Origin of the sequence: Arthrobacter sp. 179, from assembly GCF_052379645.1 — a bacterium.
GTDB lineage: Bacteria > Actinomycetota > Actinomycetes > Actinomycetales > Micrococcaceae > Arthrobacter_H.
Map to the genome: position 1 here is coordinate 98,861 of NZ_JBQSYU010000002.1, position 20,104 is coordinate 118,964.

The 20,104-nt window shown below is 62.0% G+C and carries 13 protein-coding genes and 1 tRNA gene; 12 read left to right on the forward strand and 2 right to left on the reverse strand.

The window, feature by feature from the left end; all coding sequences use genetic code 11:
• Positions 1–9: 9 nt before the first annotated feature.
• The 6 genes from ACT3UE_RS02110 to ACT3UE_RS02135 all read left to right on the forward strand — a co-directional run bounded on the left by ACT3UE_RS02110 (position 10) and on the right by ACT3UE_RS02135 (position 10,964).
• A tRNA-Gln gene (locus tag ACT3UE_RS02110) sits at positions 10–81 on the forward strand.
• A gap of 242 nt (positions 82–323) precedes the next feature.
• Positions 324–2,657, forward strand: coding sequence for a helix-turn-helix transcriptional regulator (locus ACT3UE_RS02115; RefSeq protein WP_444566189.1), 2,334 nt, complete (start codon positions 324–326; stop codon positions 2,655–2,657).
• 291 nt (positions 2,658–2,948) lie between these two features.
• Positions 2,949–5,528, forward strand: coding sequence for a LuxR C-terminal-related transcriptional regulator (locus ACT3UE_RS02120; protein WP_444566190.1), 2,580 nt, complete (start codon positions 2,949–2,951; stop codon positions 5,526–5,528).
• Positions 5,525–8,224, forward strand: coding sequence for a LuxR C-terminal-related transcriptional regulator (locus tag ACT3UE_RS02125; protein ID WP_444566191.1), 2,700 nt, complete (start codon positions 5,525–5,527; stop codon positions 8,222–8,224). Before ACT3UE_RS02120 ends, ACT3UE_RS02125 begins: the two co-directional genes overlap by 4 nt.
• Before the next feature lie 612 nt (positions 8,225–8,836).
• On the forward strand, positions 8,837–10,411 hold the full coding sequence (locus ACT3UE_RS02130) for a sugar transferase (protein ID WP_444566192.1): 1,575 nt from the start codon (positions 8,837–8,839) through the stop codon (positions 10,409–10,411).
• Between the two features lie 100 nt (positions 10,412–10,511).
• Positions 10,512–10,964, forward strand: a complete 453-nt coding sequence (locus ACT3UE_RS02135; RefSeq protein WP_444566193.1) for an adenylyltransferase/cytidyltransferase family protein — start codon at positions 10,512–10,514, stop codon at positions 10,962–10,964.
• Between the two features lie 98 nt (positions 10,965–11,062).
• Here the strand turns inward: ACT3UE_RS02135 and ACT3UE_RS02140 are convergent, their stop codons facing one another.
• Positions 11,063–12,235 carry a DUF1972 domain-containing protein gene (locus ACT3UE_RS02140; protein ID WP_444566243.1) on the reverse strand — a complete coding sequence of 391 codons (1,173 nt, stop codon included), beginning with the start codon at positions 12,233–12,235 and terminating at the stop codon, positions 11,063–11,065.
• A gap of 454 nt (positions 12,236–12,689) precedes the next feature.
• Between ACT3UE_RS02140 and glmU the strand changes: the two genes are divergently transcribed.
• The 6 genes from glmU (at position 12,690) to sufU (ending at position 18,711) form a co-directional block, all read left to right on the forward strand.
• The gene (gene glmU / locus ACT3UE_RS02145; RefSeq protein ID WP_444566194.1) at positions 12,690–14,144 is read left to right on the forward strand and encodes a bifunctional UDP-N-acetylglucosamine diphosphorylase/glucosamine-1-phosphate N-acetyltransferase GlmU; all 1,455 of its coding nucleotides are present in this window, start codon (positions 12,690–12,692) and stop codon (positions 14,142–14,144) included.
• Between the two features lie 46 nt (positions 14,145–14,190).
• The gene (locus ACT3UE_RS02150; protein ID WP_444566195.1) at positions 14,191–15,171 is read left to right on the forward strand and encodes a ribose-phosphate diphosphokinase; all 981 of its coding nucleotides are present in this window, start codon (positions 14,191–14,193) and stop codon (positions 15,169–15,171) included.
• Between the two features lie 245 nt (positions 15,172–15,416).
• Positions 15,417–16,037: a 50S ribosomal protein L25/general stress protein Ctc gene (locus ACT3UE_RS02155; protein WP_444566196.1), complete on the forward strand. Its 621-nt coding sequence runs from the start codon at positions 15,417–15,419 to the stop codon at positions 16,035–16,037.
• Positions 16,038–16,054: 17 nt separating this feature from the next.
• Positions 16,055–16,636 carry an aminoacyl-tRNA hydrolase gene (gene pth, locus ACT3UE_RS02160; protein ID WP_444566197.1) on the forward strand — a complete coding sequence of 194 codons (582 nt, stop codon included), beginning with the start codon at positions 16,055–16,057 and terminating at the stop codon, positions 16,634–16,636.
• 288 nt (positions 16,637–16,924) lie between these two features.
• Complete coding sequence (locus ACT3UE_RS02165) at positions 16,925–18,250, forward strand: aminotransferase class V-fold PLP-dependent enzyme (RefSeq protein ID WP_444566198.1); 1,326 nt, start codon at positions 16,925–16,927, stop codon at positions 18,248–18,250.
• On the forward strand, positions 18,247–18,711 hold the full coding sequence (gene sufU / locus ACT3UE_RS02170; RefSeq protein WP_444566199.1) for a Fe-S cluster assembly sulfur transfer protein SufU: 465 nt from the start codon (positions 18,247–18,249) through the stop codon (positions 18,709–18,711). Before ACT3UE_RS02165 ends, sufU begins: the two co-directional genes overlap by 4 nt.
• Positions 18,712–18,726: 15 nt before the next feature.
• On the opposite strand, the gene nhaA is transcribed toward sufU, so the two are convergent.
• Positions 18,727–20,058 carry a Na+/H+ antiporter NhaA gene (gene nhaA / locus ACT3UE_RS02175; protein ID WP_444566200.1) on the reverse strand — a complete coding sequence of 444 codons (1,332 nt, stop codon included), beginning with the start codon at positions 20,056–20,058 and terminating at the stop codon, positions 18,727–18,729.
• Positions 20,059–20,104: the final 46 nt, after the last annotated feature.

Genomic DNA, 20,104 nt, shown 5'->3' on the forward strand with positions numbered 1-20,104 from the left:
GGGACATGATCCGCCCTGGTGTAATGGCAGCACCCCAGCCTTTGGAGCTGTGGAGTATAGGTTCGAATCCTATGGGCGGAACTTGTGGAAGCGCCGGGTGAATCCCGCCTCCGCCGCCTTGACGTCCCCCGGGGGTTTCCCCGAGGGCTAGGATGATTTCGATGGTCGGCCCTGCCCGTCGGCCGTCGAATGCTGTCGGGGGAAGGCGGACGGAAGTGCATACACAGTGGCACACTCTGGGGCCGAACGGGCACTCTTGGTGGCTGGACTCCGATACGCTGTGGATCACCGACGTGGCACATAGGGCCTCCACGGGAAACGGTGTGCTTCTCTATGGCGAACCCGGTGCCGGGCAGGACGAGGTGGCCAGACAGGTCGTCCAACGGTTGGGTGCCAGCAACGGACGGCTGGACCTGTCGTGCCCGCCTGACGCCGAAACCAGCAAGCAGTTGGAGCGGTTCGTCAACGAACCGCCAGCACCGGGTCTGGTTCTGTTCATTTCGGACCTCTCGACCTTTGACGGTCCCGATGTCGAACGCGTCTCCCGTCTGGTCATGCGCCACGGGGCGGTCGTCGTGGCTACCAGTGCTGACCCGCAAGGCGACCCGGAAGCTCCATTATCCCGGTATTTACGGCTGGATCGTGCCCGGGTCCTTGACCTGTCGCTCGTCCATGCCACGGAGTATCTCCAGAGTGGCCTCGGTGGACCGCTGAGTAACCCCTCTACCTATGCCATCTGGAATAGTGGCGCCGGAAATCGATCCATGATGCGCATGATTGCCGCTGACTGGATCGAAATGGGGTACTTGGTCCAGGAGGAGGGCATCTGGGTCATTCGCAGTACGGAATTCCCTGCCGGTCCACGGCTAGTGAGGCACTGGAAGCAGCGGCTGGCTGCATTCAACCTCGAAGTTCGACAGGTCTTCGAGCTCTTGGCTTTGGCCCACGATCTCCCGCTGAACGTCGTGCTGGATCTCGGCGGCAGTGCTGTGGATACTGTTCACGAACTGGGATACCTGAATCTGAGTAATTCCGCCGGACGCGATGCGAGTCTTCAGGGAGCCGTCAACTCCGCTGCCATTGCCAACCAGGTTCCGCCGGGGCGCAGCCGAGAGTTGTTGGATCGCGTCACCGATTACGTTGACGGGCAGGGAATCATGCGGCCAGTGGGGCTCATCCCCTGGCGACTGCGGTGTGGACTGCCGGTGCACCCGGCACGGTTCGTTGAGGGAGCGGAACATCGGCTGCATACCTTCACTCCTACGCAGGCCTTCGACCTCTTGAAGATGAGCGGACCGGATGAAGTGTCAGCACGTGCGGCTGGGGTACGCATCGGGGCGCTTCTTGCTGCCGGATATTTCATTGACAGCGGGTCGTTGGCAGGACTTCTTGGAAACGGGAGCTCGACAGGTTCACAGGGGGACGCACTGCGGTCTATCTCACCAGAAACAGCGACGGCCATGCAACTGATCAGAGCGACGTGGGATGGTGACTTCCGGCGGCTACTGGACTATGACGGTCAGCCGAATTTACCGGAGCGCGTCATGTGGCTGTGGCAGCAATTGACCCAAGAGGCACAGGTGATCACCGGCCACGTAGCAGATGGCCTGCAAGCACATCGGGAGCTCCTGCGATTGCTGGAACAGACGGAGAGCACGCCGTTCCTCGTACAACGTTGTCGGCTGGCTCTCTTTGACCTGGAATTGGCGACAGGCGAATGGGGCCGAGCGATCGGCACACTGGCGCGCGGGCGGGGCTCGGCCGATGCTTTCGCGGGACAAGAGGGCCGGGGCTCTCTCTATACTTCCATCGCCGAGGCAATGGACGGGAGCTTTGAAACTTGTCTGGAACATCTGGAACGTGAAATTCCACAGCTCAAGGCCCTGGGGCGCTTCGACATCCTTCCACTGGCGCAATCGGTCCGGGCCTTTGCCTATGCCAAGACCGGAAACCGGCTCGAGGCCTTGACTGCACTGGCTGCCATAGATCAACCTCCTGTCGAGAGTGCAGGTGGCCTTTGGCGGATCCGCTGGACCGCAGGATTCTTCCGGGCCCATGCTATGGCACTGATAGGAAGGGTCGACGAAGCCGTTGACTGTTTGATGGCCTTCGCGACCAAGGACCGGAATTTGGGCAATACCACCCAGGAATTGATGTCTCTTTCTGCCGCTCTTCATTGGGGACACGAATCTGCCTTGGGGCTCCTGGAAGAAGCTGCGGCACGGGCCGATGGCCGCTTTGCCGAAGCCTGTACCTGGACTGTACGTGGCTTGCGCACCGCTGACCCGCGGGAACTCGAGTATGGCGCCTTGCTCCTCAGCTCACTGGGCCAGTATCTGTTTGCAGACTTCGCACAGCAAGAGCTTGAACGCCTGAACGGCCCCGTGCTGAAATCCGATGCAGCTCAACCGGGGGCGGTACGGGGTGACGTACAGCAGCAACCTGTCCGTGATCTGGCTGACGAAGCCGCCTGGGCGAGCCTGACGCCACGCCAGCGGGCCATCGTCGACTACGTGCTCGTTGACGAGAGCAATGGAGAGATTGCGCGTAAATTGGGGCTGTCCGTACGCACCATCGAGAGCCATCTGTATCAGGCCTACGCGAAGCTGAACGTGTCCAATCGTGATGAGCTACGTGGACTGTTCAGCGACGTGTGAGCTTGTTCTCGCAATGTGACCTGAAGCACTTAAGTAAAAATACGTAAAAGCGAGTGATGGAATCGCCGATCTACTGGTGTTTCATGTGCCGTCGCAACTTAGGGTGATTATTAGGAGGACGGGGTACCTTATGCCTCGGACCCCTGAAAGTGGCTAACCTGGGGGACGGTAGGGGACGTGCAGTTTTCATCTAGAACAACAAATCATCATTCGAGCATCGGCGGAAACAGCGCAACGACAGGGGCAGCGGCTTCATCGGGGCCACCTCCATCAACCGTGTTGGGTGAGCTCATGGTCGGCACCAGTGCCGGAGCAGTACTCATCGGTGCGGCGGGCAGCGGACGGCGAGCCGCATTCGATGAGGCCCTTGAAGGCCTCCAACAGGCGCCGCCGGTTATCCATCTGGCAGGCAGCAAATATGCTGCCCGCATGAGGCATGGTGTCCTTTCCTTCATGCTGGCCCAGGTGGAGGAGGGCATGCTGGGTACCCGGCATGAGCTGGTGCACGCATTGGCAGAGCTACTTGGTAGCGAGGGACGACGCACGGTGGTGACGCTGGGAAGCCCCGATCTTATCGATGCCGATTCGGCGGCTGTCCTTGCTCAGCTGGCGGCCATGAACAAGATCTGTCTGGTGGTTGCCTGCGAACGCCTTGGACAACTCCCGGCCGACATCCTTGCGCTCCACCGTTCAGGCCGACTGGCCCTAGTGGCAATTCCCAAAATGGATGTCAAACAAACCAGGCTTTACCTGGAAAAGGAGCTCGGCGGGCCGGTTTCGATGTTCGCCACCGCAGCACTGTGGCACCTGACCCAGAGTAACCGCGACCTGCTGCACCAGCTGGTCCGCGAACTGGTCGCCAATGAAAAACTTGTGCGGCAGGGAGGATACTGGGTCTTCGTCCCGGGGGCCCTGAATGTCGGACCCGCCATGAGAGCCCACGTTTCACGTGCCCTGACGGGTCTTGAACCCAGACAACGCGAACTGCTGGGTTTGTTGGCTTGTGGGGGACCCGTTGATATGGATCGCCTGTACCGCGCGGGCATGGCGGATTCGATCGGTGTCTTGCGGACGCGGGATCTGATCCAGGTCGGTGAGAAACCAAAGGGCGAAGTGCGGATCAAGATACCACTGGTGGCCCATTTGCTCCGTGATCGAGTCCAAGAGGATCAACAGGAGAATGTTGAATCGATGCTGAGCCAGCTGCACGCGGACTCCCAGGCGGCCACGGTCGTGACTGAAGTGAATGCGATGTTGGAGTTGGGAAACTTCGAGGCATCGGTGGCCGTCATCGAAGAGTTTGCTGCCCATGGAGGGTATGCCGCAGAGTCCTGGGTGAGGGACCCCCTACGCCAGATGTCGATCCTTAAGGCAGAAGTAGAAGCCTTGATACTCCTCGGCCGCAACGGGCGGGCCGGCTCCACGATTTCCCGGGCAAGCGAGGCGATCTCCACGGCTGTAGCGGGGGTGACCGACGATACCCGCCTGTTGGAGGCGCGTCAGATGGTGAGGATCATGCGGGCGCGCATGGCACTCGTGGATGGAAGGCCAGCTGCGGTCGAGGAGTTGCTTCACACCGAGCCCGCTCCGCAAGTCGCCCTCCCGGAGTCCAATCGTGATTCGAAGCCCGTCGTCGAGGACAGCAGTTCCGCCGGGGGACCATCAACAACATTGTGGGCTTCGGAAGCCCTCCACCTGAGGGCCATGGCTGTTCAGGCGGAGGCTTGGGCGGTGTCCACGCAACCCGAGGCTGCCTTGCGTGTCGTGAATCATATCCGATCGGATATCGAAGGTCTCAGGAACACGGGCGTGCTTGACCAAGTCATGTCTGCAACTGATTGCTCAGATATTGAAACCTCCATGTTGCGGGTCGAATTGTTGGCTGGTAGGTGGCGGGAATGTGCGCATACGGCCCGACGGCTGGCAGAGGGGGAATACGAGAACCCGCGGGCGATCGCTTTAGGGGAAACCGTTCTGGGGATCCTTGCAAGCCTCTCGGGAGGATCAGACATGGCGCTGGGATCGCTGTGGCCAACTTTCCACCAGTTGTCGGCAATCACCGAGTCGGGACAGCAGACGGTGGTTGAGGCGGCGGTGGCGTTCTGTCTGGCGGACCAGGAACGAGGTTCCGAAGCACTCGAGCTGCTATCGAGAACCCAAACGGTTCTTGAGCGAACCTCCCCGATGAACTTCTTCACCTGGGCATCGGAGGTGATGGCTTCCATGACCGTTGCGATTCTCGACACCCCGGAAAGCGCAGCTTCACGGTTGGACGTCATGGCTGGAAGGGCCCTCCGGGGTGGTAGCCGAGTGCTCGAAATGAACTCACTGGCGATGGCTTTGCGGATGGGCCGTGCCGACGCCGCCCCACGCCTCGTCGCCATGGACACCCAGGGCCAAGGACCGGTGTCCGACTGCTTTGTGAAGCTGGCTCGAAGCGTTTTGACCTCTGACACGGGGATGCTTGCACAAGCCTTGGAAGAGCTCATCGGCTACGGACAGACGATTTATGCGGTTGAGTACAACAATTCGCTGCTGGCCATGCTCGGGCATAAGGAACGACGGCGAATCGGGGCCGCCGTGGCGCGGGCGAACCACACAGAAGAGTCCGAGTCTGGGGGGGAAGGGGAACTTGCACACCGGGACAGGGAAGAGCCTGTGTGGATGCGTGAGCTCACCAAGCGTGAAGCACAAATTGCCAGGAGAGTCATCGTGGGGATGTCCAATGCGGCTATTGCCCGCTTGAGTGGAGTTTCCGTACGAACCGTTGAGGGGCATCTGTATCAGGTCTATTCCAAACTCCAGGTTCGTAACAGGCAGGAACTCGCCGATCTGGATGGGGCCGATCGGATCGTGGTGCCCACGCAATGATCCACCTGACACGACGAGGCCAGCCCCACGAGTCCACTGAGTTCGCCGAATTGCTCAAGGTCCTTAAGGCACCGACCCTGGGAGGAGCAATGGTGATCGGCAGTCCGGGGACCGGCAAGACCCGGCTTGTACGTTCCGTCTTGGCCCAGCCCGAAGTACCGACGCCAGTCATGCGTCTGCATTGCAGCCCCACCTTGTCGAAAACCCCCTACGGTGCGTTGTCTCCGTATTTGAGCGTGCTTGAGAGGACGGAGGATCCGGTTCAGGTGCTGCGGGAGATCCATGCGTTGTTTGTCGGGGCTGACACCGGGGAGGTCCCTCCCATCGTGGTTGTGGAGGACGCGCAATTCCTGGACGACGAAACGTCGTTTGCCCTGTCGATGCTGGTCGAGAATGCGGCGGTCAAGCTGATCGCCATCGGTGCCGGGCGGATTGAGGGAGACTCCACGCTGTTCTCGCTCACGGAAACCGGCCTGCTGGTGACTATTGTGATCCAGCCATTGGACACTGAGGGGGTGCGCGTACTGGCGCAGGAGCTTACCGGTGGAGAACTGACGGTCGGGGCAGTCGAAGTGATTCGCGCCATGAGCGGCGGCAACCCTAGCTTCGTCACTGCATTTGTCCGCTCTTCCCTCGACCAGGGTGTGCTGGTCGACGCTATCGAACCACTAGAGCCCCAGGAGAAATCAAGGCCTAGCTGGATGTTTGCCCGGGTGTCTCCCGAACCGGATGAAGAGCTCATCGACTTGGTGCGCGAGATGCATTCAGCTTTGCCAGCTGGGCAGCAGCGAGCGTTGGAGATCCTGGCCTTGGGCGGCGCGCAGCCGAGGGCACTTCTGGCTGCCTGGGGGGGAGGGCACTATCTTCATCTCCTGGAAGCTGGAATCCTGACAGCTGATCGTGATGGCATGCTCCAGGTGAGGGCAGAGATCCATGCCAGGGTTCTACGTCATATCACCGCCCCGGGGAGAAGCTTGGAGCTCCACGCCCAATGGGATTCGTGCCGCCAGGCCCTGAACATGTCTCTGACACCGCTTCAGGTCCTGTGGGGGCTCGAGGTCTCCGCAGGCATACCCGATGAGATGGTGTTGGGCGCGGCCGCGCAAGCCAACAACGATTTGGATTATCCGCTGGCCTGGAAGATCTGTGCCGTTGCAGGAGTGTCCGCGGGTTCCGATGAGGGCGCCTTGGTCGAATCATGGACGCTGTTAGGGCTCGGCAGGCATTATTCGGCGCGAGCAACGCTAATGCGTCTTGCTGAAAGAACGGAAGAACCGGCTGTACTTCAACGGGCTCTGAACCTCCTTGCCAGGACCCTCGTGCAAATCGGCGCAGAGAGCCGGGAGCTGGACCATCTTGAAGAATTATGGGTGGAACGTTCAAGAACAGCCCGTGACCGGGCCGCGTTCGCGCTGCATAATGCCGAGCACCGGCGTACCAACAGTCTGCTTCAAGCGTGGCGCAGGGCGAATGAAGCAGGACCCCGGGAAGGCTGCATCCACCAAGTGCACGCCCTGTTGGAGGACCCGGAGCTCGCCCCCGAGGGCCAAGTATTGGCGGGGATTTTGCTGGCGGACTTGTATTCGGTGGAGGGGAAGACCGAGAGCGCCGTTGAGCTGGCCAAGCAAGCGATGCGTGTATTGGAAACGTCCGCACGGCTCCGCAACAAATACGAGCTGCGGGTCCTCTTTCGCATCGCGTGGAATCTCACGTTTTCGGGGAGATACACCGAGGTCGAGGAGCTCCTAGAGAAACGACGCGGCACATCGGTTCGACGCCTTCTCCATGAACACGGAACCCTGACCATGTTGGAGGGTTTGCGCCGGATGCTGCAAGGCAAAACAATAATGGCACGCCAGGCTTTTGCGGACTCAGTGTCAGAATTCAAATTGCGTGATCCCCTGCAATTGCTCCCGCTGGCCATGGCTCTGTACGGGTTCTCCGTCAATCGGGCCGACGCGCACCTCATGGACGGCATTAAGGTGCCGGGTGGAGCAATTACGCCGGGGAACCAAAAAGAATCGACGTCAAAAGACGGTGGCTTCGAGCAGGCAGCCCCACCTCGGACCTTGTTGGAACGGGCGGTATCTGCTGGAGTCGCGGGCCGAGCGGACGACGACCTGGGCTCCTACCCGCTGATCGCCCGGGAGGTACTTGCGATGTCTACCTCGCGGGTCGAAGGAGCGACGGTTGGAAACACGGCCCTGAACGACATGCTGTTTAATATGTCGGCGGAAATGGAAGGGCCACGTGCCGGGATGCTGACCAGATTGTCAGCTCCAGCGGTAGCCGCTGATCCGGTAGAACTACACGCGCATGCGGTAAAAGCAACGGATGTGGGTGAATACCGTGTCGCAGCAGAGGCTTTGGCGCGGGTGGCCAGGCTGCATAGCTCCTCGGGCGATACCAGAACCTGCGGTACCGTACTTCGGGAACTCAAGGAATTGGTGTACGAACACCAAATGACCCCGGATCCTTTTGTCGCTCAGACGTTGTCTCTGGCGGAACTCACCAGCAGGGAGGAAGAAATTGTTGAGTTGGCCCGCGGAGGGAACAACAATGCGCGGATTGCCAAGGCGCTGACCGTGTCACAACGGACGGTGGAGGGGCATCTATACCGCGTTTTTTCCAAGCTGGGGATCTCAGACCGTTCAGAACTGCTGGACCTGCGTTTCCTCACGGGTAGGAAGCCGTAGTGATTTGGGTAGTTTCGAGTCTCAGATGGGGTATATGACACCCGTGTGAGGTCAGAGCACGTCCCGTAGTCTCAGCAAGAGGAAGACGGGGGGACGCACCGATGCAATCCCCTTGCCGATTCCGAACGATACGCCGGCCCTTGAACGCACCTGGGGAACCCGGCGAATCCCCCAAGCGGAGTCGGCGGTTAGTGAGCCTCGCGAGGTTCAGCCCCCCAGCGGCCGCCGACTCCTTGAAAAGATGCCCCGCTTCCGTCGTGATGAATGACGGAAGCGGGGCAATTTCGTCCGTTCCGGCCAGCCCGGGCCAGCAGCATTCTTCCGTGTACGGCCGGTAAAGCGCTGAGGGCCGACAGGTGTACGCAGCGAGTACGGATTGGGTGTTCCAGTACCAGCAATAGCGGGAAAACGGGTACCTCTTCACTCGTGCGCCGTGCAACGCCACATCATAGCGTCAAGCACAGCTGGCCTTGATTGAAGGTCTGCCCGGCCTCATCAACGGTCGGACTTCCGCTACGGACTTTGTTTGGGGGAACCAATGGTTGGGCACATCGATGCGACACCAATTATTCTTTGGGGCCGAAGCTTACAGCGCCGCCTTGGGGAGACCCGATGACACAGCTCAGCGATCGGATGTCCAGCACTCAGGTCGGCTCTCGGGCGGTCAGGTCAGCGCCGGCCGCTCGGCCCGTGGCGCGTCGGAAGGCCACCGCCATCGACTGGCGCAATCGCTACCGGCGCCGGCTGCTTGCGACCGATATGCTGCTGATCACCATTGCTGTTTCAATCCCTGGAGCCGTTTTCAGCCTGGGGATGACGACCACAGGCGGGTTTGGTGAATATGTCTCACGTGTCTCCGGTTCAGCATCCGTCCAGGATGTAGGTCCCCTTAGGACGGCGTTGTTGGCCGCGGCCGTGGCCATGTGCTGGCTCGTCAGCCTGCAGCTCTTCCAAAGCCGCGCTGCCGGTCGGATCGCCATCGGGGTTTTCGAGTACAAGGCAGTTGTCGATGCCACGTCTGCGTTGGCCGGGTTCCTCGCTGTCATCGCGTTGCTCGGCACCGACACCGGATTGCGGGTCTTTGTTGTCCTCTCCCTCCCGACAGGACTCCTTGCACTGCTGCTGGGACGCTGGGGGTGGAGACGATGGCTTCAGACGCAGAGGACCCTGGGTCATGCCTTGAGCGATGTGCTTGTATATGGCCAGGCCAGGGACACCCCCTATGTGGTCCGGCAACTGGCCAAGAAGACCGGTGCTGCCTACCGTGTCGTCGGCGTAGTCGTCGACGGCGACCTCGATGCCGATGCCGAGAGTCTTATTCGTGCGACGAGCCCCACCCTGCCGATCATCCGCGGCGGGGCGGGAATAGAGAACAGCGTCAGCCAATTGGGTGCCGACGCCGTGGTGATTGCTGGCGCGCTCCAAGGCGGGCAGCGGGCCATTCAGGATTTGGGATGGCGGCTGGAGCGAGCACGGACTGAAGTCATCCTCGTGTCGTCGCTGACCAACGTCGCCGGTCCACGGATCAGCATGCGTCCCGTTGAAGGCCTACCGCTCATGCACGTCGAGTTGCCGACGTTCACAGGGCTCCGTCACGTGGTCAAGCGAGCCATGGATCTTGCCGTTTCGTCGATCGCGTTGTTATTGCTATCCCCAGTTTTTCTGCTGATCGGCTTGCTGATCAGCCGAGACAGCAGGGGAGGGGTCTTCTTCAAACAGGAGCGCACCGGCCGCAACGGGCAGGCATTTTCGATGTATAAATTCCGTTCCATGGTGGAAACCGCTGAGCAGGACCTGGGGGATCTGACCGACTTGAATGAAGGTGCCGGACCATTGTTCAAGCTCAGGCACGACCCGCGGGTGACCCGTATTGGACGGTGGCTGCGTAAATACTCATTGGACGAATTGCCGCAGTTCTACAACGTCCTCAAAGGGGACATGTCAGTTGTTGGGCCGAGACCTCCTCTCCCGGTGGAAGTTGAGGCCTACGAGGGGCATACCTATCGGCGTTTGTACATCAAACCTGGAGTGACTGGGCTCTGGCAGGTCAACGGTCGTTCAGACCTCGATTGGGAAGAGAGCGTCCGGCTGGATCTCTACTACGTGGAGAACTGGTCCGTTACCGGGGATCTAATGATCATCTGGCGGACCTTCAAAGTCATGGTCAGCCCGGCGGGCGCGTACTGATGAGCCACCACTTGCTTCGATCGCCTTGCCGGAGCCATCAAACCTTATTCGAAGATCTCGACCCGGTCTCTGCGGACCCTATTCCAGGAAGGACCAATTCATGACAAGGATTGGCTATGCAGCAGGAGCTTTTGACCTCTTTCATATCGGGCATCTCAACATTCTCCGCATGGCAAGGGAGCGCTGCGACTATCTCATTGCCGGAGTAGTTTCAGACGAGCTCTGCCTTGCTACCAAGGGACTGGAACCTGTGGTGCCATTGCGAGAGCGTCTGGAAATCGTCGGTAGCCTGGGATGCGTCGATCGAGCTGTCGCCGAGACGAAGCCGGATCGCGTAGACACTTGGAGAGACGTCGGATTCAATGTCTTCTTCAAGGGGGATGATTGGCGTGGCACGCCCAAAGGCCTGGAACTTGAGCGCCGATTCGCCGAGGTCAACGTCGAGGTCGTCTATTTTCCCTACACGATGCATACCTCCTCGACAAAGCTCCGTGAAGCTCTTCAGGCACTCAACACGCCGCGACCCGTCCAGGCACTGCAGACCAGTAACTAGGACCGTGCCGGCGAGAAGCTGATCGCCAAGGAGTCCGAAACGAATGAGAGCGGACGGTTTTGGATGTCCTAGCCGAAACCGCCCGCTCTACCCTGTGATTAGCTGCTACGGCTGGCAGCGGAGGCGGCAGACTTTCTGCGGGAAAGGCGTGACGGCCCGTGGTCGCGATTACGCAATTCGAGGCAAAGCCGTTCGTAGTCCCCGGCAACAATGTCCCAATCATATCGACCGGCCTCGACGCGGGATTGCGCGGCGCGTGAGCCCAGCGTCTTCGGGGCGGACTCGGCGCTATGGACCAGGGCAGGGATGTCTGCCGCCGTACGAAAGAATTCTCCCGCCGACCGCAGGACTTCTCGATTGAACCCGACATCGTAGGCATTGACGGCGGTTCCGGCTCCCAAGGCCCGGAGTAGTGAGGGGTTGGTACCGCCGACCGAATGTCCGTGCCAGTAGACCGCGGAATTGGCATACAGCTGGTCGAGTTGTTCCTGATCCCAAACCCCCCCGAGGAAGCGGACGCGTGAGTCCGCAAGGGAGTGGACCCTTCGGGTGTAGTCGTCGCTGTACGGGGCCGAACCAACGACCACCAATGGCAGTTCGGCTGAACTCCGAGCAAACCCATCGACGATGACATCAACGTGGTTTTCCGGTTCGAAGCGGGCCACGACCAAATGGTAGCTTCCGGCTTCCAGCCCCAATTCAGCCAACCGGTCCGTGGGCCCGGCATCGAGCAACGGCGCTCCGTAGGTGATCAGACTCGTGGGGGCATTGAATTCTTCCGTGTAGTACTGGGCGATTCCTTCGGCGTCGGCAATGAGGGCGTCCGACCATCGGACCGCCAAAGACTCGCAGGCTCGGTAGTACCGGCTGCCGAGGGGACCCCATTTGGCTCTTTGCCACTCCAACCCATCCACATGGGTCGCCACAGGGATCTTCGCTGCGCGTACGAGTGGTAGCCATGGGGCATTGGCGGCGTTGAAAACGATCGCGGCATCGGTGCGATGTCGCAGCAGGTGTGCGACTGATAGGCCTGTGTGACTCAGTGTCTCCAGGGTTCGTCGGCGCATGGCCGGCAAGTGCACCAGTTTCATGCCCAGATATTCCTCGGATTGAGGACCACCATCCGCAGGCCGGCGACAGTAGACCACCACTTTGTGCCCGCGTTCGACCAGCCGGCGGCCGACCTCCTCGATGGCAGTTTCGAAACCACCATAGTGCGCTGGCACGCCTCGCGTCCCTACGAGGGCGATAGATAATGGGCCGGTGCGCATATCGTGATTCTCAGACATTGATCTCCCCAGTCGATGTGGTGCGGCGTGGTGCTTGGTTCAGCGGTGCAACGTCACGCCCGCTTCCCGGGGTCCCCGGTGAGTTCGTACTACTAAGAACACCGGATTGGGGGAAGTGGACGCGCTGATCACGCATGAAACGAGCCGACGCTACCGACGCTACGCAGAAGTCAGGGACAGCGGATCCGTGGCTACTACTTGTTTTGGGCCTGGGAGTACTTGAATCGTGGCGAGAGATACTGTCGATGCTCGGTTTGGTGTGCCTGTCCGGCCTGATGGACCCGCGGCGCACGTCGGCGTCCTCGACGGCGCTGGGTGACGCGAAGACGCCGACCCGCGTTCGATTGGAGCGGATACAGTGCCCAACTCGAAGCGGTAGACTGATCTAGCCCGTACTCCGGGTCCGCCGACGCCAACATCGCAGGGAGTTCAGAACTTGAGCGTGGAAGCCAACACCCCGGCCGCCGTCATCGTCCTCGCAGCAGGTGCCGGAACCCGAATGAAATCCGCGAAACCAAAGATCCTGCATGAAATTGCCGGCCGTTCGCTGGTCGGGCACGCAATTGCCGCGGCCCAGGGCCTGCACCCTGAACGCCTGGTCGCCGTGGTCCGCTTCGAACGCGAAATCGTCGTCAAGCATCTGCTCGACATCGAGCCGACGATCACCATCGCCGACCAGGACGAGATCCCCGGAACAGGCCGTGCCGTCCAGGTCGGCCTCGACCAGCTGCCCGATGATCTGACGGGAACGGTGGTAGTGACCTACGGTGACGTCCCGTTGCTGACCACCGAGCTCATTGGCAGCCTCGTCGCCGCGCATGAGAACGAGCGTAATGCCGTGACCGTTTTGACCGCTGAACTGACTGACGCCACCGGGTACGGTCGCATCGTGCGTTCCGCCGACGGCACCGTGGAGGGGATCGTCGAGCATAAGGACGCCACGGCAGAACAGTTGGCCATCAATGAGGTCAACTCCGGGATCTATGCCTTCGACGCCGAGGTCCTGCGCAATGCACTGGCCAGCGTCACCACCGACAACGCCCAAGGTGAGATGTACCTGACCGACGTGTTGGGCATCGCCCGTAACGATGGTGGACGCGTTGCCGCGGTGGTCACCTCGGACCGGTGGCAGGTCGAAGGCGCCAACGACCGCGCCCAGCTCTCTTCGCTCGGCAAGGAAATGAACCGTCGCATCCTCGATACGTGGATGCGTGCCGGGGTCACGATCATCGACCCACAAACCACCTGGGTCGACGCCTCGGTCGCGCTGTCCCCGGACGTGACCATTAAGCCTGGCACCCAGCTCCACGGGTCCACGGCAGTCGGTACCGGAAGTGTCATCGGACCGGATTCCACACTGACCGACACCCAGGTGGGGCAGAACTCCGTGGTCAAGCGCAGCGACGTGACCTCCTCAGTCATCGCCGCAGGCGCCTCCGTGGGCCCGTTCGCCTACCTTCGCCCGGGCACGGACCTGGGCGAAGCCGGCAAGATCGGAGCCTTCTACGAGACGAAGAACGTCACGGTCGGCCGTGGCTCCAAGCTCTCCCACCTGGGCTATGCGGGAGACGCGGAGATCGGCGAATACAGCAACATCGGTTGCGGCAACATCACCGCCAACTACGATGGCGTCAATAAGCACCACACCGTGATCGGCTCGCATGTGCGAACCAGCTCCAACACCGTGTTCATTGCCCCCGTGGTCATCGGTGACGGTGCCTACACCGGTGCCGGGGCCATCGTGCGCAAGGACGTTCCGGCCGGGGCCCTCGCCCTGTCCGTGGCCCCGCAACAAAACAAGGAAGGCTGGACGGCGGCCAAGCGCCCCGGAAGCGCTGCCGCCGAAGCCGCAGCCCATGCCGACACCACTAAGCTCCCTGCTACCGACTAACCCCCAACAGACAGCACCAAACCCTCCCGAGTGAGAAAGTGAACCCATGAGCGAACTGCGCCACAACGTCGACAACAAGCTGGTGTTGGCCGCCGGCCGTGCACACCCGGAGCTGGCCGAGGAGATCGCGTCGGCCCTCGACACCGAACTGCTGCCCTTGTCCGCCTATGACTTCGCCAATGGTGAGATCTATGTCCGCTCCGGTGAGAGCGTGCGTGGCAAGGACGTCTTCGTCATCCAGGCCCACCCGGCACCGCTGAACAACTGGTTGATGGAACAGCTGATCATGATTGATTCGATGAAGCGTGCCTCGGCCCGCCGCATCACCGTGGTCTCCCCGTTCTACCCCTACGCTCGCCAGGACAAGAAGGGTCGAGGCCGCGAGCCGATCTCGGCGCGACTGGTCGCCGACCTCTACCGGACCGCCGGCGCGGACCGTGTGATGAGCGTGGATCTGCACACCGCGCAGATCCAGGGCTTCTTCGACGGACCGGTCGACCACCTCTTCGCCATCCCGCTGCTGGCCGATTACATCCGCACCCGCATCGAGGTCGACAACGTCACCGTCGTCTCCCCGGATACCGGACGCGTCCGCGTCGCCGAGCAGTGGGCCGAACGCCTGGGCGGGGCTCCGCTGGCGTTCGTACACAAGTCCCGTGATCTGACGGTTCCGAACCAGGCGATCTCCAAGACCGTGGTCGGTCGGGTCAAGGGCCGGACCTGCGTACTCATCGACGACATGATCGATACCGGGGGAACCATCTCAGGCGCCGTGCGTGTGCTCATGGACGCCGGCGCCAAGGATGTCATCATCGCCGCCACGCACGCAGTGCTTTCCGACCCGGCAGCCCAGCGGCTCTCCGAATCGGGGGCCCGCGAGGTCGTGGTCACCAATACGCTGCCCATCCCGAACTCGAAGCGCTTCGCACAGCTCACCGTCCTGTCGATCGCCCCACTGATCGCCCGCGCGATCAAGGAGGTCTTCGAGGACGGGTCGGTCACGAGCCTCTTCGACGGCAACGCCTGATAACACCGTCCGATGACGGAACGGGGTCGGTTTCCACTTTCGGGTGGACGCCGGCCCCGTTTCGTGCTGCTAGACTGATGTGCAGTGCCCAGGCGAGGGAACCGTCGGAGATCCATCCGGTGGCTTCCGTGATCGACAAGGCCCCACGCCCTCGGCGTCCATCCTGCGGGATCGGCTTCGCTCGGTGTCCGGACCCCGATATGCCTGGACAGACCGCAACAGCCACAAATCCCAGGAGATATTCCATGACTCACGACAAAGTCGTTCTGCCCGCAGAGGTCCGCACCGATTTCGGCAAGGGTGCTGCCCGTAAGGCCCGCCGCGATTTCAAGATCCCCGCAGTGATCTACGGGCACGGCGCCGAGCCGCTGCACGTTCTGCTGCCCAATCAGGAGACCACGCTGGCCGTGCGTTACTCCAACGCCCTGCTGACCATCGACGTCGAGGGCAAGACCCACTTGGCGCTGGCCAAGGACATCCAGCGCCACCCGCTGCGCCAGACCGTCGATCACCTCGACCTGCTGACCGTGAAGAAGGGCGAGAAGGTCAACGTTGACGTCTCCATCAACCTCGAGGGTGAAGTTGCTCCGGGCGCCGTTCTGGAAGTTGATGCCTACACCGTCTACGTCGAGGCCGACGCCACCAACCTGCCGGAGCAGGTTACCGTCAGTGTCGAGGGCCGCGAAATCGGCAACCACGTGCTGGCCTCGGATCTGGTGCTGCCGAAGGGCGTCACCCTGCTGATCGAGGAAGACACCGTCATCGCCACCATCGACGAGCCGAAGGTCCAGGACCTCGGTGAGGAAGAAGAAGAGGACGAGGCCACCGAGGCCGTCGCCCCTGCCGCCGCCGAGTCGGCAGAGTAGGGAACCTTCCTGCTCTGATGGCAAGCAACACCTGGATCGTAGCCGGGCTCGGAAACCCCGGGCCCGGCTACGCCCTTAATAGGCATAACGTGGGCCAAATGGTCCTCCGAGAGCTGGGGACCCGTCTGGGCGGCTCCTTCAAAGCGCATAAGGCCAACGCCCAGGTCCTCGAAGGGCGGCTGGGTATCGGCGGTCCCCGTCTGATTCTGGCCCAGCCGATGACGTACATGAACCTCTCGGGTGGCCCGGTCGCCGGCCTGGCCCGGTTCTTCGATGTGGATCCAGAGCACATTATTGCGATTCATGACGAAATCGATATTCCCTTCAACACCATTAAAATGAAGCTCGGTGGGGGAGAGGGCGGCCATAACGGACTCCGCGATATCTCGAAGGCCTTGTCGACCAAGGATTACTACCGGGTCCGTGTCGGCGTCGGTAGGCCCCCTGGACGGATGGAAACTGCAGACTTCGTGCTGCGCGATTTCGGCACCACCGAACGCAAGGAACTGCCCTTCCTGCTCGATGATGCCGCCGATGCCGCGGAACTACTCATTCGCGAGGGCCTGCAGGCGGCGCAGCAGAAACATCACGGTGCGTAGCGCTACCCACCGCGCTGGGATCTGTTCGATTTTCTTATGACAAAAATTTCACATACTATCGATCCATGCCTTATGGCTCCCTTAAGCGGGGCCGGTAGCGGGAGGCCTCTGAGACTGGGCCACCCCCATCCTGCTATCGGCCCCTTTTTCGTGTCCGGAATCAACGGGTAAGGCTGGGCTGACGTGAACGCACCGGCCGTCCCGTGCGATGATTAGGTCATGGATTCGTTGCGGAATCCACGGGGCCGATGCCCCGCCGATCATTCCCGATCCAAGGACTTAACGAGCGTGGAAACAGTTACCGGCCCCCGTGGAGCGGATCAGACCGACCAGCCCCTGGCCCCGTTGGACGACACCGAAGTGCGGCGTCTGCGAGGTGACTTCACGCTCTTGGAACGCAGCGTCAATTCCGTCCCCCTGGTGTATCTGGACTCGGGGGCCACCTCGCAGAAACCCCAGTCCGTGCTGGATACCGAACAGCACTTCTACGAGAACTTCAACGCCGCCGTCCACCGCGGAGCCCATAGCCTGGCGGTGGAGGCCACCGACATCTACGAAGAGGCCCGCGAGAAGACGGCCCGGTTCGTGGGGGCCGGCACCGAGGAGATCGTATGGACCTCCAATGCCACCGAGGCGCTGAACCTGCTGACCTACTCGTTCTCCAATGCCAGCGCGGGACTCGGCGGAGAGCCCGGACGACGGTTCGCCCTCGGACCGGGGGACGAGATCCTCGTCACCGAGCTCGAACACCATGCCAACCTTATCCCGTGGCAAGAACTGGCAGCGCGTACCGGTGCCAGCCTGAAATACATCCCGGTCGACGCTGAAGGGGCCTTGCGCATGGACCTGGCGGCTCATCTGGTGGGGCCCCGCACCCGGATCGTGGCCTTCACCCACGTCTCCAACGTCTTGGGCACCGTCACCGATGTCGCCGCACTGGTCCGCCTGGCCGCTACCGTGGGTGCCCTCACGGTCCTGGACGGCTGCCAATCGGTGCCCCACCTCCCCGTGGACGTCAAGGCGCTAGGCGTCGACTTCATGGCGTTCTCCGGCCATAAGATGCTCGGCCCCACCGGCATCGGAGCCCTCTACGGCCGCCGGGAACTACTCGATGCGATGCCGCCCTTCCTGACGGGGGGTTCGATGATCACTTCCGTCACGATGGAACGGGCCGAATTCCTGCCCGCACCCACCCGCTTCGAGGCGGGTACCCAGCGGATCTCCCAGGCTGTCGCACTAGCCGCCGCCGTGGACTACCTCGACGAGGTCGGGATGGAACGGATCGCAGCCTGGGAAGAATACCTGGGCGGACGGCTCTCCGCCGGCCTGACCTCGATTCCGGGGATTCGCCAGCTGGGCCCCACGACGGGAGCGCGTATCGGCACGGCAACCATCGACATCCCGGGGGTTCACCCCCATGACGTGGGCCAGTTCCTGGACAGCCGTGGGGTGGCAGTACGCGTCGGACACCACTGTGCGCAACCGTTGCATCGTGCTCTGGGCGTCACGGCAAGCACCCGGGCCAGCACTTATCTCTACAACACCGCCGAGGACGTGGACACGTTCCTCAATGCCGTCGCGGATGTGCGGGGCTTCTTCGGGGTGGGCGCATGAGCGAGTTGGAACAGCTCTACCAGCAGGTGATCCTCGATCATTCCAAACGACGCCTGGGCGAGGGGCTCATCGCCCCGGAAGCCGGGCACGTCTGGGGGGAGTCCCATCAACACAACCCGGTCTGTGGTGACCAGCTCCGGCTGCGGGTGGAGACCGAGGGCCAGCTCATCACGAGGATCAGCTGGGAAGGCGATGGGTGTTCGATCTCCATGGCCTCCGCCTCCGTACTCAGCGACCTGGCCGCCGGGACCAGCCGGGGAAACCTGGTGGACCTGGCCGACGCCTTCAGGACCCTCATGCGTTCGCGCGGAAACCTCGAAGCCGATGAGGAGGTCCTCGGGGACGCCGCGGCCTTCGCCGGGGTTTCGCGTTTCCCGGCCCGGGTCAAATGCGCGATGCTGGCCTGGGTGGCCGCCGAACAGGCCCTGCTCGATGCCGGAACCGGGCCGGCCGGTACCTAGCTGACGTCCACCGGATCAGTCCTGCTGGTAGATGTCCGGGATGCCGTCGGCATCGTCGTCGCGCTGGGCCTTGAGTTCCCACTTCTTATACCGCCGGTTGCGCGGAATCAGCCAGGCGGCGCCGAGCACCGCGGCCAGCAACGAACCGGTGAGGATGGCCACCTTGGCATGTTCGTAGTGCGGGGACTCGAGCCCGAAACTCAATTCGGATACAAGCAGGGAGACCGTGAAGCCGATCCCCGCCAGCAGGGTGACCCCCAGCAGGTCGACCCAACGCACCGCGGGGTCCAGATTGGCGTGTCGGGTCTTGGTCAGCAGGAAGGTCGAGCCCAGGATGCCGATCGGCTTGCCCAGGACCAGCCCGGCCACGATGCCCCAGACCACCGGATCAGACAAGGCCTTGGTGATGCCTTCGACGCCGCCGAGGGCCACGCCGGCGGAGAAGAATGCGAAGACCGGGACACAGAAGCCGGAGGACAACGGGCGGAAGCGGTGCTCGAAACGCTCGGCCACCCCCGTACCCTGCCGGCGGTCGTGCCGGAGCACCGGCACCGAGAAGCCCAGCAGGACCCCGGCAACGGTGGCGTGGATGCCGGACTGCAGGACGAAGACCCAGGTCACGATCCCCAGCGGCAGCAGGATGACCCACGCCGTCCAGGCACGGGTCGCGAAGTACTTCTGGTACCGGTGGGAGATGACGAAGAACAGGGCCAACGGGATCAGCGCCAGACCCAGGAACACGAAATCAAGGGTGTCCGTGTAGACGATGGCGATGATCATGATGGCGATCAGGTCATCCACGACCGCCAGGGTCAACAGGAAGATCCGCAGGGGAGAGGGCAGGCTGGAACCGATCACTGCCAGCACGGCGACGGCGAAGGCGATGTCGGTGGCCGTGGGGATGGCCCAGCCATGCAGGGTGGAGCCGCCCTCGCTGACATTGAGCGCCACGTAGATCAGCGCGGGGATGAGTACCCCGCCGAAGGCCGCGGTGACCGGGACGATCGCCTTGCTGAAGTCGTGGAGGTCGCCGATGACGAATTCCTTCTTCAACTCCAGGCCCACCAGGAAGAAGAACACCGCCAACAGGCCGTCCGAGGCCCAATGTCCCAGACTCAGATCGAGATCAAGCCCGGGGATGGGGACGTTCAGGTGCAGGTCACGCAGCGCGAAGTAGCTATCGCCCCAGGGGGTGTTCGCCCAGATGATGGCGACCGCGGCGGCGACGATGAGCACGAGGCCACCGACGGTTTCCTTGCGCAGGATGGCCCCGATGCGCTCGGATTCGCGGTAGCTGCCAAGCCCCAGGATCGTCCGGCGTGGAGGGGCGGGTTCGGGATTGGTCATGAATCGTCCTCAACTTCGAGTGGGCATGGTTGTTGCGTTGCCGACC

What these genes read in the sequence shown, in the direction of transcription:
- ACT3UE_RS02120 (WP_444566190.1), top strand. Translation starts at nt 2,949, where the DNA reads ATGGTCGGCACCAGTGCCGGAGCAGTACTCATCGGTGCGGCGGGCAGC.
- ACT3UE_RS02125 (WP_444566191.1), top strand. Translation starts at nt 5,525, where the DNA reads ATGATCCACCTGACACGACGAGGCCAGCCCCACGAGTCCACTGAGTTC.
- ACT3UE_RS02130 (WP_444566192.1), top strand. Translation starts at nt 8,837, where the DNA reads ATGACACAGCTCAGCGATCGGATGTCCAGCACTCAGGTCGGCTCTCGG.
- ACT3UE_RS02135 (WP_444566193.1), top strand. Translation starts at nt 10,512, where the DNA reads ATGACAAGGATTGGCTATGCAGCAGGAGCTTTTGACCTCTTTCATATC.
- ACT3UE_RS02140 (WP_444566243.1), bottom strand. Translation starts at nt 12,235, where the DNA reads ATGCGCACCGGCCCATTATCTATCGCCCTCGTAGGGACGCGAGGCGTG.
- ACT3UE_RS02150 (WP_444566195.1), top strand. Translation starts at nt 14,191, where the DNA reads ATGAGCGAACTGCGCCACAACGTCGACAACAAGCTGGTGTTGGCCGCC.
- ACT3UE_RS02155 (WP_444566196.1), top strand. Translation starts at nt 15,417, where the DNA reads ATGACTCACGACAAAGTCGTTCTGCCCGCAGAGGTCCGCACCGATTTC.
- pth (WP_444566197.1), top strand. Translation starts at nt 16,055, where the DNA reads ATGGCAAGCAACACCTGGATCGTAGCCGGGCTCGGAAACCCCGGGCCC.
- sufU (WP_444566199.1), top strand. Translation starts at nt 18,247, where the DNA reads ATGAGCGAGTTGGAACAGCTCTACCAGCAGGTGATCCTCGATCATTCC.
- nhaA (WP_444566200.1), bottom strand. Translation starts at nt 20,058, where the DNA reads ATGACCAATCCCGAACCCGCCCCTCCACGCCGGACGATCCTGGGGCTT.